The 13,756-nt window shown below is 34.7% G+C and carries 11 protein-coding genes and 1 pseudogene; 2 read left to right on the top strand and 10 right to left on the bottom strand.

The window, feature by feature from the left end:
• Window positions 1-2 precede the first annotated feature (2 nt).
• The 3 genes from M1D64_RS01635 to M1D64_RS01625 form a co-directional block, all read right to left on the bottom strand.
• Window positions 3-977 (bottom strand): SMP-30/gluconolactonase/LRE family protein, encoded by a 975-nt coding sequence (locus M1D64_RS01635; RefSeq protein WP_041079362.1) that lies wholly within the window; start codon window positions 975-977, stop codon window positions 3-5.
• 188 nt (window positions 978-1,165) lie between these two features.
• A complete protein-coding gene (locus M1D64_RS01630) occupies window positions 1,166-2,449 on the bottom strand; it encodes a hydroxymethylglutaryl-CoA reductase, degradative (protein ID WP_041079363.1) in 1,284 nt (427 codons plus the stop codon).
• Between the two features lie 2 nt (window positions 2,450-2,451).
• Window positions 2,452-3,603: a thiolase family protein gene (locus M1D64_RS01625; RefSeq protein WP_002482281.1), complete on the bottom strand. Its 1,152-nt coding sequence runs from the start codon at window positions 3,601-3,603 to the stop codon at window positions 2,452-2,454.
• A gap of 104 nt (window positions 3,604-3,707) precedes the next feature.
• Here M1D64_RS01625 and M1D64_RS01620 point away from each other — a divergent pair, with 104 nt between their 5' ends.
• Window positions 3,708-4,877: a hydroxymethylglutaryl-CoA synthase gene (locus M1D64_RS01620; protein ID WP_041079364.1), complete on the top strand. Its 1,170-nt coding sequence runs from the start codon at window positions 3,708-3,710 to the stop codon at window positions 4,875-4,877.
• Window positions 4,878-5,132: 255 nt separating this feature from the next.
• On the opposite strand, the gene M1D64_RS01615 is transcribed toward M1D64_RS01620, so the two are convergent.
• Window positions 5,133-6,722: a BCCT family transporter gene (locus tag M1D64_RS01615; protein ID WP_174543799.1), complete on the bottom strand. Its 1,590-nt coding sequence runs from the start codon at window positions 6,720-6,722 to the stop codon at window positions 5,133-5,135.
• Window positions 6,723-6,855: 133 nt separating this feature from the next.
• The gene (locus tag M1D64_RS01610; RefSeq protein ID WP_041079365.1) at window positions 6,856-7,389 is read right to left on the bottom strand and encodes a methylated-DNA--[protein]-cysteine S-methyltransferase; all 534 of its coding nucleotides are present in this window, start codon (window positions 7,387-7,389) and stop codon (window positions 6,856-6,858) included.
• 120 nt (window positions 7,390-7,509) lie between these two features.
• Here M1D64_RS01610 and M1D64_RS01605 point away from each other — a divergent pair, with 120 nt between their 5' ends.
• A complete protein-coding gene (locus M1D64_RS01605) occupies window positions 7,510-7,782 on the top strand; it encodes a YrhK family protein (RefSeq protein WP_002482277.1) in 273 nt (90 codons plus the stop codon).
• A gap of 96 nt (window positions 7,783-7,878) precedes the next feature.
• Here the strand turns inward: M1D64_RS01605 and M1D64_RS01600 are convergent.
• From M1D64_RS01600 to M1D64_RS01580, 5 genes and pseudogenes are all read right to left on the bottom strand, one after another.
• Window positions 7,879-9,290: pseudogene (locus M1D64_RS01600) on the bottom strand (MFS transporter).
• 230 nt (window positions 9,291-9,520) lie between these two features.
• Window positions 9,521-10,213, bottom strand: a complete 693-nt coding sequence (locus M1D64_RS01595; RefSeq protein WP_069821612.1) for an alpha/beta hydrolase — start codon at window positions 10,211-10,213, stop codon at window positions 9,521-9,523.
• Window positions 10,214-10,255: 42 nt separating this feature from the next.
• Entirely contained in the window at window positions 10,256-10,720 is a 465-nt protein-coding gene (locus M1D64_RS01590) for a hypothetical protein (protein WP_069821613.1), read from the bottom strand.
• A 261-nt stretch (window positions 10,721-10,981) separates the two neighbouring features.
• Complete coding sequence (locus M1D64_RS01585; protein WP_002482272.1) at window positions 10,982-12,157, bottom strand: M20 family metallopeptidase; 1,176 nt, start codon at window positions 12,155-12,157, stop codon at window positions 10,982-10,984.
• 89 nt (window positions 12,158-12,246) lie between these two features.
• On the bottom strand, window positions 12,247-13,644 hold the full coding sequence (locus M1D64_RS01580; RefSeq protein ID WP_041079369.1) for an MFS transporter: 1,398 nt from the start codon (window positions 13,642-13,644) through the stop codon (window positions 12,247-12,249).
• Window positions 13,645-13,756 lie beyond the last annotated feature (112 nt).

The following is a 13,756-nucleotide window of genomic DNA, read 5'->3' as shown; positions in this document are numbered from 1 at the left end:
TATTAATGAAATTGATAACTTTGATGACCTTTAGCAAATGCTTTAACAGTGTATATCCATGATCCCCCATCATTTTCGATGTCATTTGCACAAATGATGAGTTGGTCTGTACCTGGTATAAACGCTGGATGTGTCGATCTTAACATGTGACCTTGATCCCGCCCTGGCATTAATATCTGACCAATAGGCGAACCTTTTTTATTAAAAACGAGAACTTTTCCTTGACCATACATGGCAACATACAAATTATCATCGCTATCAATACAGCACGAGTCTGGACCCTCATGACCTGTAAAATAATATGGAATGGAAGCACCAAATGGCGCAATTGTCACCCCATCCTCTAATAAATCGATACGGTGTAAACGATTGGCATTCGTTTCTGTTACCCACAATGTTTTTTCATCTGTGCTTAAAGCTACACCGTTAGCAACTGCAAGATTTTGTATGACTGGTGTAATTGATTTAAAATCTGGCGATACATAATAAACGCCACCTTTGAGATTAGTAGAATAACCACGGAAATCAGTAAAATAAAACCCACCTTTACTATCAAAGACAAGATCATCAATACAGTATTCAGTTCCAATATCTGAAACGATATCTTGCGCGTCATTACCGTCAGCATCTACCATGAAGATTCCTCCAGTGCTCTCAAAATCCCCTAAATAGCAGACAAATAGTCTGCCATCTTTATGAATTTTGACGGCTGCTGGGTTTTGTTTATGCGATTTAAATAGTTCAGTGACTTTTTTATCTGGTAAATTCACATGAAAAATCGTACCACCAAACACTTCACAAAGTAATAAGTTACCTTGTCTATCAAAGCATAATCCTTCTAACTGTAATCCTTGTTTAGATATTTCTAGCCAAGGTTCGGCAGTGACTGTAGGTAATTGTTGCTCATGTGCAGGTATTGGTGCGACACTATTTTCTCCATCTTTATAAGCTAGTACTGGCAATTCATTTGAATCCATAAAGCTCCACCCCTTTTTTAATTACTCATCTTCTTAATTATATGCAAAGTCTTTCATAAAATAAAATAATTTCATTTCCTGAATCGTGCGTATATATCTAACGCTTATAATAAAAACCCCTTTTAATGAGAAATTAAAAGGGGTTAAATAATTAATAAATGACTCTATTATAATCATTCGTATTGTACTTATTGTTTTTGTAATCTTAATTCGTCTAATAATTGTTGGGCAACAGCTGTATTCGCTCTTGGTTGTGTTTTTAACATATCCGCAATTTGTGCTATTTCCTCACCTTGCGCACCAACAACGATTGCTAAAGATTTATATTGTAAGCTCATATGTCCTTGTTGAATACCCTCAGATACAAGCGCACGACAAGCTGCAAAGTTTTGTGCTAAACCAACTGCCGCAACAACATGACCAAGTTCTTGCGCAGAATCTACTTTCATTAAATCCAGAGATGCTTTTGCAATAGGTAACACTTTCGTGCCTCCACCTACCGTTGCAAGTGTCATTGGTACTTCAATTGTTCCCACTAAAGTTTGTCTTTCTTCATCATATTTCCATGTTGCTAAACCACGATATTGACCATCTTTACTTGCATAAGCATGCGCTGTAGCTTCTGCACCTCTAGTATCATTGCCTGTTGCGAGTACAACTGCATGTATGCCATTCATGACACCTTTATTATGTGTAGCTGCACGATGGATATCAACTTGAGCTAATACAGAAGCCCGTTCCATTCGCTTAGCAACTGCTTCGCCATCTCGATCACCTTTAGATAACGCATCAACTGTAATTTCACCTTGTACCTTTACTACAGAAGCTGTGGCATGATTCGACAAGATACTCATTAATATATCAACGTCTTTTAATTCATTTTTAAGATACGCTGTTATACCTTCTAATATGGTATTTAACATATTCGCACCCATTGCATCTTTGGTATCTACGGATACTTTTAATGATAATAACCCTTCATTTGGAAAAGTATCAATATCTATTGTACGATAGCCGCCACCTCTTTCTATAATAGAAGGATACACTTCATCCGCAATTTGTTTAATTTGCGTTTCGAGATTATATATCTGTTGTGATAGTATCTCAGTATCGGATACTCCATCAAAAACGATTTGACCAATCATTAGACGTTCACTAGAAATAACTTTAAATCCACCTGTCTGATTGACAAGTTTTGCACCGTAACTTGCCGCTGCTACTACAGATGGTTCTTCAACCATCATCGGTACCACGTAAGATTTATCATCTACTATAATTTCTGGCAATAAACCGACAGGTAATGTTCCTTGTCCAATGACATTTTCAATTAAACTATTCGCAATTTCTTCAGGGATTAAAGTATTATTTAACAAAGTATTTTTATTTTCCTCATTTAACCAACCTTTTTGAACTAACGTGTTTAACTTGTCTTCTCTTGATAAATGACGAAATGATTTGTCTAATGCTTCCATTATTAAACCTCTCTTTCTATAGCAATAGCGATACCTAAACCGCCACCAATACAAGCAGTAGCAATGCCTGTTTGTTTATCTTCTTGTGTTAAAATATTTACAAGTGTTGTAACTAAACGCGTACCACTTGCACCTATAGGGTGTCCCAAGGCAATCGCTCCACCATATAAATTGAGTTGTTCTTCAGCTATACCTAGATTTTTACTTACTGGTATACTCTGCGCCGCAAAAGCTTCTGTCATTTCAACCACATCAAAGTCTTCTATCGCTTTATCAGCTTGGTTTAATAATTTTGTAACTGCATGATATGGTGCATAACCCATTAACTCTGGATCACAGCCTATTTCTGCATGTGCTCCAACAAATGCTAATATTTCAAAACCATTTTCTTTGGCATAAACTTCATCCATCAAGATAATTGTTGATGCCCCATCATTAATGCTTGAAGCATTGCCACCTGTCACAGTACCGTCTTCTTTAAAGATTGTTTTTAGTGTACTTAATTTTTCAACACTACTATTGCCACGAATACCTTCATCTGTCGTCATCCAGTCTCCGTTTACATCTTCTAAAGGTACAATTTCATTTTCAAATTTCTTAGCTTGTGTGGCTTGATGTGCTTTCAGTTGTGATTCATTAGCAAACGCATCTTGCGCTTCACGTGTCACATCATATTTTTCAGCAATTTTTTCCGCTGTAATACCCATAGGTACATTCATAAAGGCATCAGTAAGACCATCATGCATAAAGCTATCAACAGGTGTTTCACTGTCATTTAAAATGAGTTGAGGCGCATTCGTCATACTTTCAACACCGCCAACTGCTACGACTTTGGCTTCACCTAATTGTATTAATTGTTTTCCTAAAATAATGGATTTCAATCCTGAACCACAGACTTCATTTATTGTCATAGCTGGTGTTGTATTAGGCACGCCAGCATTAATAGCGATTTGACGTGCTGGATTTTGTCCATTGCCAGCTTGTAGTACATTACCATATATGACTTGCTCAATATTTTGTGAATCTAAATTTATAGCTTTTATAGCAGCTTCCAATGTTTTAGTGCCAAGTTCTACTGCTGAATAATGACTTAACTTTCCTTTAAATCTCCCTATCGGTGTACGCTTAGCACTTACAATTGCGATTTTATTCATGTTCATTCTCCTTTATATCTCTTTTTCAAATCATTGTATTTTATTGTCACGATTTGGTATGATACAATTGCTTATTTATATATAGAAAGGTGTCGATACGCTTTATGACAGTTGGTATTGATCAAATTAATTTTTATGTTCCAAGATTTTATGTAGACATGGCTAAGCTTGCCGAATCCCGTCAAGTAGACCCAAACAAATATTTATTAGGTATTGGCCAAACTGAAATGTCAGTAAGTCCAATGAGCCAAGACATCGTTTCAATGGGTGCAAATGCTGCCAAAGCGATTGTTACAGATGAAGATAAAAAACAAATTAGTATGGTTATTGTTGCAACTGAATCTGCCATTGATTCAGCTAAAGCATCTGCAGTACAAATACATAACTTGCTAGGCATTCAACCATTTGCTCGTTGTATTGAAATGAAAGAAGCTTGCTATGCAGCTACACCTGCCATTCAATTAGCTAAAGATTATTTAGCACAACGTCCAGATGAAAAAGTGCTTGTTATCGCTAGTGATACAGCGCGTTATGGTTTACATTCTGGCGGCGAACCAACACAAGGTGCTGGTGCAGTAGCTATGATGATTTCACAAAATCCACGCATTCTTGAACTAAATGACGATGCCGTTGCATTTACAGAAGATGTCTATGATTTTTGGCGTCCAAGCGGACAAGCTTATCCACTTGTAGATGGTGCTTTATCTAAAGATGCTTATATTCGTTCATTCCAAGAAAGTTGGCAAGAATATGCACGTCGCTACAACAAATCATTAGCTGATTTTAAATCTTTATGTTTCCATGTACCATTTACTAAAATGGGCAAAAAAGCACTTGATTCTATTTTAACAGATGACATTGATGCTGAAACAAAAGAACGTTTAACTTCAGGTTACGATGCAGCCACTTATTATAATCGTTATGTAGGTAATATTTATACTGGCTCACTTTACTTGAGTTTGATTTCTTTACTTGAAACACATGATTTATCTGCAAACGATACGATTGGCTTATTTAGTTATGGTTCAGGATCTGTTGGCGAATTCTTCAGTGGTAAAATCGTAGATGGCTACCAAGATGTACTTGATATTCAAGGACATAAAGATTTATTAAATAACCGCGAAGAAATTTCAGTCGAAACTTATGAATCATTCTTTAACCGTTTCGACAATTTAGAATTTGATCATGAAACTGAGTTAGAAAATGAAAAAAATACTATCTTCTACCTTGAAAGTATTAATGATCATATCCGTAATTATAATACCTTAAATTAGATTTTAAATCACTAAATCTTATCACCTACGAACGACATCCTTTAAATTGTCTTATTTATTGTATACATTTTAATCAAATGTCCGTTGTTCGTTATAAATTCAAGTTCAAAATTATTAATTAATAATGAGCGCTTTCATACTTCAGTTTCACTGATGTAATGAAAAGCGCTTTTTATATTCAATAAACAAATCCACCTCAAAAATTGTTTGAATTCTTTGAGGCGGATATAGGTTTAACCGTAATAACAACAAATGTTATTCGTATCTTTTTCTATTTTCTTCTTCAATCAATTTTGTATATGTTTCACTTCGTTTTTCATTTATTTTTAATGTTAATCCCAAGGCTTTTCTCTCACTATTAGCATCCTTATAGAAGGAAACCATCATTAGAAAAACAACAACACTAAATGGAAGTGCTGAAATAATGGCAGCTGATTGTAAAGCGCTTAGTCCAGTATCTCCACCTGCTAACAATAATACATAGGCAATAGCTGCTAAAGCCAAACCCCAAACAATTTTTATAAAACCTGAAGGATTTAATGTTCCATATGCAGTTTGCATTCCCAGTACATATGTCGCAGAGTCGGCAGAGGTAATAAAGAAAGAAGCTATCAACGCTAATGCTACAATTGATAATATAAATCCAAATGGCAATTCATTAAAGATGCCAAACAGTTGCGTTTCTGGTGGCATTTTTAAAATGCTTGAATGCGATTGGCCCACTGTAATACCTGTAGCACCAAAAGCACTAAACCAAATAATACTTATAACAACTGGAACACCCAAGACTGCAATGATGAATTCTCTAATACTTCTCCCTTTGGAGATTCTAGCAATGAACGTACCAACAAACGGACTCCAGCTCATCCACCAACCCCAATAATAAATAGTCCAAGATTGAAGCCACTTACTTTTCTGTTCGTTCAACGGCGCTACGTCTAAACTATTAAATACAAGTGAGTTTAAATAATCACCTGTACCACTCGTCATCATGTTGAGGATAAGTAATGTTGGACCAACGACAAATATGACAATTAACAATATCGCTGCTAGAACCATATTCAAATTACTTAAGTACTGTATGCCTTTACTTAATCCACTCCATGCGCTGTATAAAAACAATACGGTAACGATTGCAATAATAATACCTTGTACAACTGAATTACTTGGTACACCAAATAAATAATGCAAGCCACCATTAATTTGAATCGCACCGACACCTAAAGAAACAGCAACACCAATCACTGTTGCAAATACAGCGAGTATATCAACGATGTTACCAATTGGCCCATCTACTTTATCACCTAATATAGGTCTCAATGTTCTTGAAATAAGACCATTTTCACCTTTACGAAACTGAGAATAAGCAAGACCTAAGGCAACAATACCGTATACTGCCCATGGATGAAATCCATAGTCAATAAATGACGACTTAAAAGCTTCAGCCATAGCCGCTTTTGTTTCTGGATCTGCTGTTGGCGGTGCCATATAGTGGGATATTGGCTCAGAAGCACCGTAAAATACTAAACCGATACCCATACCAGCACTAAATAGCATAGCAAGCCAGGAAACTGTTTTAAATTCTGGTTTATCTTTTGGTTTTCCTAACTTTAACTTTCCTATTGGACTGAATAATAAGAAAATACAAAATCCTAATATAGCAGTATAAAGTAGCATATAGTACCAACCAAACGTCTCAGAGACCCATGTTGATATATTGCCACTAACTGTTCCGAATTGTTGTGGAAAAATTGCACCCACAATCACTAGCAAGCCAATTACTGCTGTAGAATATAAAAATACACTTGAAAATCCCTTTTTTTCCTTTAACAGAACACTCACCATCCCTAAATAATTTAATAAAGACGGTTATCACGATATCATACTGAGCTAATTAATCAACTCTATTTAGAAAAACTTTACAATCCGTAATTAGAAAGTGCAAAGCTCAATACATGTAGGTGTTCATTAGACTGCATCAAGGTTTCGTACTGTGCTTGGGTCTATAAAATACATTCATGTCTAGACCCTCTAATTTTAACAATTCTATTTTGGTATCTATGCCACCACCATAACCAGTCAAGCTTCCATCTTTTCCTACAACTCTGTGACAAGGAATGATAATAGAAATCGGATTACTACCAACTGCGCCACCAACAGCTTGAGATGACATCTTAGCTTCACCTCTTTTCTCAGCAATTTTTTGAGCAATTTCTCCATAGGTCCATGTTTCACCCTGTGGTATTTCCAAAAGTATTTGCCATACTTGTTCCTTAAATGATGTTCCAGTTGCTTTTAAAGGAAAATCTATTTTAGGATTATTTCCTGAGAAATACGCATCCAACCAACGTTTTGCTTTATCAAAAATTGGCAAATCAGCTGTCATTAATTCATCTTTATACTGTGTTTCAAAGTCTTTATGATTAGGTAGCCATAAACCCGTTATATTTTCCCCATCTGAAGTGAGTGCGATTTGACCAATTGTCGATTGATAATTACTTTTATAATGCATGGTATCCCCTCTTTTCCTTACTCATTTATTGGTTATAATCTTAATGCTTTCATCATTTCGTGTAAACTCGTAAGATGATATATTATAATATTTTCATTACTTACTAAAGGAGGACTGTACATGTCTAAATTCAAACAATCATCTAAACACTTAAATTTAAGTTTCCATCAAATCCAAGCATCTGACCGCATAACAGCCATTTACAAAGCACTTTACCAATTCAATGATGTCGTACTCGGCTTAGTTTTTCTAATTGGTAGTATTCTATTTTTTAATAGTTCAACTGTAACAAATGGTACGATATTATTTGTTATTGGTAGTATTCAAATGACTATAAGACCATTAATTGCCTTCGTACATGATTTACATCTTGCTTTTAAACGAAAGCAATAATGAATCTTGTTAAAGGATTTCCTAAGTTAAAACACAATTCCAAGATAAACCTGGTCAAACCATCTAATTATGCAGCGACCAGTTTTTTTATTTTTATTATCCTTCTGTCACTTGCCCCTTTTCGCCTTGTCTCACTTTTCGCGTTGGAATAACCAATGCACTTGCACATACGCCGCCTATAACCAAACATGTTCCAACTACAAACCCAATACTAGCAGCTGTATCAACTGTTTGTCCGCTTTGTGAAACTCCAGTAAATATGGACATCATAATCGCTATACCAAAGGCTCCACCAAGCGTTGAGCCCATTTTAAAAATACCAGATGCTACCCCAACTTTTTCTGCAGGAGTTGTTGAAACTGCGGTGCTTAAAGCCGGTGTAGCAAACAAGCCAGTACCTCCACCAAAGAAAACCGCAGCAATTAATGCGACTACTACATAAATTGAAGTATTAAAGAAAGTTAAACTAAATAACAATATACCTGTCGCTGTAAAAATAGGTCCAACAACCATTGCGCGTTTTGCACCAAAGCGCTTGATACTTTTTTCTCCTAATCGAACTACAAGTAACAATGTAATTAAATAGGGTATCGTTAACAAACCAGCTTGAAAAGTACTGAATTTCAAGCCACCTTGTGCATATATATTAAATAAAGCAATAACGCCTACACCAGTATTCAACAAAAAGTTAGCAATGACAGCACCAATAAAAGGTTTGTTTTTAAATAACTCCAAATCAATAAACGGTGATTGCTTTGCTTTTTCTACTTTATAAAAAATAAAAATACAGATAATAAATACGGCACTCAATATTAGCGTTGCTGAACTTACCATCCTAATTTATATCCTTATGTAATTACAAAACTGATACTAGCAATCATAATTACAAAGATAGTTAGACCAATATAATCAAAATGGTTAGATTGTGCTTTGACTTGTTTGCTTTCTGGCAGGTTTTTTACCAACAGCAATGCAACCAAGGACAAAAGTATAGAGAGTACAAAGATGGATTGCCACGATATAAACGTAGCCATTGCACCTGCAAAGAATGATGATAGGCCGGTCCCTCCAAATGCACCTATAGACCAAAAACTTAATGCTTTTTGTCTATCATCCCCTTCAAAGAAATCATTAACGATAGAAATGGTTGCTGGCATAATAATCGCTGCTGAAAAACCTTGTACAATTCTTCCCAAGAGCAACAAAGTGACATTACCAGAAATAATAAGCATCAATGATCCAATAATACTCAAAATTAGAGCAATACGCGTCATCTTAACCTTCCCAATTCTATCTGAAATGTTACCTGCTACAACCATAAAGACGCCAGTAACAAATGATGTCAAACTTACTGAAATGTTAACAATATCTGGACTTGCTCCAAAAGTTGCCTGTATCTTATGTCCACTATTTAAAAAAGATTGTGCAAATAGCCAATAAGTTAAAATAGATAAGCCAATTCCTACCAATAACTTATTGTCTGAAATTTTAGTAGTACCTTCTGTCATAAAAAAACATCCCCTATGTTTAAACTAATACGAAAATTCAGCTTAATATTTTTAAAATCATATATCCAACTCACTGCCCAAAACGTCATTTTACACATTATGGCTAAGAGCGGTATATTTAAAAATGATTTACACTTTGAATTTTAGCATTTTTTTAACATAAAAAGGATGAATCCACTTATTTTTGCGAATTTTCTGACAATAATCGTATTTCTTTTATCTGTCGCTACTTAAAATAATTTATTGATTGCTCTATTAAAATATTTCTTAAAATAATATTGGCGGTGCAGCCCTTTTCTATTTGTATCAAAATAAAATACGGATGTCTGTGATACTAGCAGTTCATTCAAAATATCTACTGCTGCCTCTGTTTGTGGCACAATATATTGGTTTAAGTGATTACTTTGTTTCCCTTCAAGTTGGCCGACATACCAGTAAATATGATGTGTTGAATTAATAATCGGTTGGGATTTCATAAACTTAACAAAGTCAGGGTACCAAACTGAAGGTGAAATTAATATATAATGCCCAAACGTATCTGCGTGTTTAAACAACGCATATAGCGATACGAGCCCACCAAATGAGGCACCTGCAATACCGATGTCTTTTCTATCCTGAGAAATACGGAAACATTTTCTTAAATACGGTATTACCGCATCAGCCACCCAAGTGATATACGCATCCGCTTGACCACCATATTCAATATCACCAACAACACTTTTCCAGGGTGTATAATCTTTTTTTCGGTTATTCGGCACGATACCAACAAATATAACGTCTTTTTTTACATCTTTAAATAAGTAGTCTCCATCTTGAACTATAACTAAAGGATAAGACTTACCGTTTGTCTTAAAATAATTCTTCGGTAATTTAATTTTTATTTCTTGGTGATGAAAAGATAGACTGAGTTCTCTTATACTCATAACGATCACCTCTTTCTATAACCAACTTAAAATGAACTGTTTTTATAAGAAATTATAAAGGTTAATATCGTTTTCTTTAGCATACTCTAAAGCTAATGTTTCCAATATATTAATCATTGATGGATTGCCTTTAACTTTAATAAATTGAAATTTTAATCCATAATTTTCAGCTTTAATTTCTTTTGTTTCAGCTTCATCTAAGCTATTTTGTTCGGCAAATACTCTTCTGAATCTTGCAGTACCAGAGTCTGATTTCACATTAAATTGGCCTAATTTATCGTTTAAATCTTTTTGTGTTATTTTATAACCCGTCATATAAGCGCCTGCTTGGCCTACAAAGATAGGTTGCTTATTATTAAAAATAACAAAAATCCCTTTTTGACCTTCAACCTTGCTTCTGCTCTCTTTATCAAAAGCACATGCATTTGATTTATCATATTTAAAAAGCTTTTTTAGTGGTTTTTTATAATTATCAAGCAGTTCACTTATTTTTTTGTCACCGTTCATTTTAATCATCCTTTATCATTTTATTATCACTCTTTATATACACTATATCGTACTTTCATAAACTTACGGTAACATATATGTTTTTTGATTAATTTTATACAATACAAATAGAAACAGAATGATGATAAGCTACTTTATATAGCTATCTCATTCTGTTTCTATGTTTACAATAAAAATAAATGAACTTTATCGAAATGAATACTAGCATATGTCTCTATTCCTCATAAGGTACAAATGCTTTTCAATCATTGGGCTTATATTTTATTTTAAATAATTCATAACTGTAACACCTACAGCCTCTGCTGAGACACGTAAGGCTTTTTCACTGATATTGAATTTAGGATGGTGATGTGGATAGATGTTACCATCTTCTGGAGCAGCACCCGCATATATAAACGTACTAGGCAGCGCTTTTGCATAATACGCAAAATCTTCTGATGGTGGCTGAGCTTCACATCTTTCTACTTTTTGAACGGCATCCGTATCAGCACTTTGAATTGAGTCGACCACAAATTGCGTAAACTCTGGATCATTGTACAACGCTGGATAATCGTCATGATAATCTAATTCACATGTTACACCAAACGTAGCTTCTAAACCTTCTGTTAAACGTTGTATTTCTTTCTTAATCGTATGTTTTGTGTCATCTGTCAGTGCGCGAACGTCTCCTTCTATTTCGATACTGTCTTTAATAACATTAAATTGTCCTTTACCATCAAATGAGCCGATAGTAACAACACCTGTTTCAAATGGATTTAATCTTCTTGAAACAATTGTTTGAACTGCATTGACGAAATATGCGCCAGCAACAATACTATCATTGGCTGTATGTGGTGAGGAACCATGTCCACCTTGGCCATTCACTTTCAATTTAAAGAAATCCCTACCAGTTTGAACATACCCTTCACGATAATAAATGTTACCTGCTGGCATGTGACTCATAACATGTACGCCTAATACATGATCAACGCCATTTAATACACCATCTTGAATCATTGCTTGTGCACCACCAGGTGGTACTTCTTCGGCTGGTTGGTGAATGATGACTACTTTCCCTTTGAATTGTGATTTTAATTCAATTAACGTTTCTGCAAGTATGAGCATATATGCTGTATGCGCATCATGACCACATGCATGCATGACACCATCATTTTTAGATGAAAAAGATAAACCTGTATCTTCTTCGATTGGTAAAGCATCAAAATCTGCACGAATTGCAATTGTTTTACCCGGTTTTCCACTATCAATCGTTACTTTCAAACCATTTGGTCCAACATTTGTCTCAACTTCACAGTCTTTATCTTTATAAAATGCTTCAATATATTTAGGTGTTTCTTCTTCGTGAAATGATAGTTCTGGATGCTCATGTAAATATCTACGTATTTCAATCATACGTGACTCTTTGTTTTTTAATATATCTATTAATTGTTTAACCATTATTATTCCTCCTAATAATCCTTTGTTTAATAACATGATACACTTTCTAGTTTCTCTATATGTGTTAAAACATTTATAATTGTTTTATTTTAACCCTTCGCTTTTGTTTTAGTAGCTGGCACCATAAACATGATAATGATTAAAGATAATAGTGCCATAATGACATTTAACCAAAGACCTGCGAATGCACCAATTTGAACATTTGTTGCACTTGCTATAACACCAAAAAGTGCGCCTGATAATGCAATACCAAATGCACCGCCAAGTGATGATGCCATTTTATATATACCTGAGGCAACGCCCACTTTATCTTCTGGAGAATTAGAAATTGCCATATCTGTAGACGGTGTCGCATAGAATCCTAAGCCTAAACCATATAATAAATAACCAATAATACAAACTACTACATAAATAACACTAGGTAAGAATGTCAGCGATATGAGCATAATACCTACCATATTAAAAAGTGTCCCTAATAGCATCGGCTTTTTAGCGCCCACCTTTTGCAATACTTTCTCACCTACACGGATCATTAATAACACAGTTATTAAGTAAGTAATGGATAACAGTCCTGTTTGAAATGCATTAAATCCTAGTCCTTGTTGTACAAATGTATTAGCAACTAAAAGTGCACCTGCAACACCATTCAATAGGAAATTAGATAATGTGGCACCTGTATATGCTTTATTATTAAATAATTTAAAATCAATTAATGGATTACCCACCCTGTTTTCAATTTTTAAGAATATGATTGTTGCTACTATAAATACAATAATAAGACCTAAAATCAATGGCGACTTGATACCGAATGTTCCACTTTGCGTTATAACAACGTTAATACTCAACATCATAATCACAAATAATATCAGTCCACTATAATCAAAACGTTGCTTCAGTGTGCTTTCTGATTTTGTTTCGGGTGTTCCTTTGATTAAATACATTGCTAATAATGCAATGATAATAGATAAAATATATATCCAGCGCCATCCCACAAAAGTAGCAACCATACCTCCAAATAATGATGCTAGTCCTGAACCTCCCCAAGATCCTATAGACCAGTAACTTAACGCACGTTGTCTCTCTTTTCCTTCAAAATAAGTTTTCATAATTGCTAATGTTGATGGCATAATAGCAGCCGCAGACAATCCTTGAATAACCCTTCCGACAATTAATAATAGTGGTAAATTACTGATAATGATTAATAATGACCCAATAATACTGAGCCATAAACCAATATAAGTAATTCTTACGCGTCCCACTTTATCAGCAAGACTCCCCGCACCTACAACAAACATACCTGAAAACAAAGCTGTAATACTAACTGCAATGCTAATTGTTCCAATATTACTATCAAAAGATTGTTGTAACGTTGGGACCACATTAAGTAAAGATTGTGCAAATAACCAAAACGTAACAACGCCTAACACAATACCTAATATGAGTTTATTATCCCCTTTATAATTTTGTGTATTTCCCTGTTGTGTCATTATACTTCCTCCTCTATCCAATTTAACTAATGACCATTAGGGAAGATAAGCTTTCATTGTAAATGCCCTTCATAGTAACATTTTCAACTCTATTAATTCGCTATCCTCTCTA

The organism is Staphylococcus sp. Z5-21 (assembly GCF_056529615.1).
Note: the sequence above shows the minus strand (reverse complement) of the source record. Positions and strands in the feature narration are given on the sequence as shown.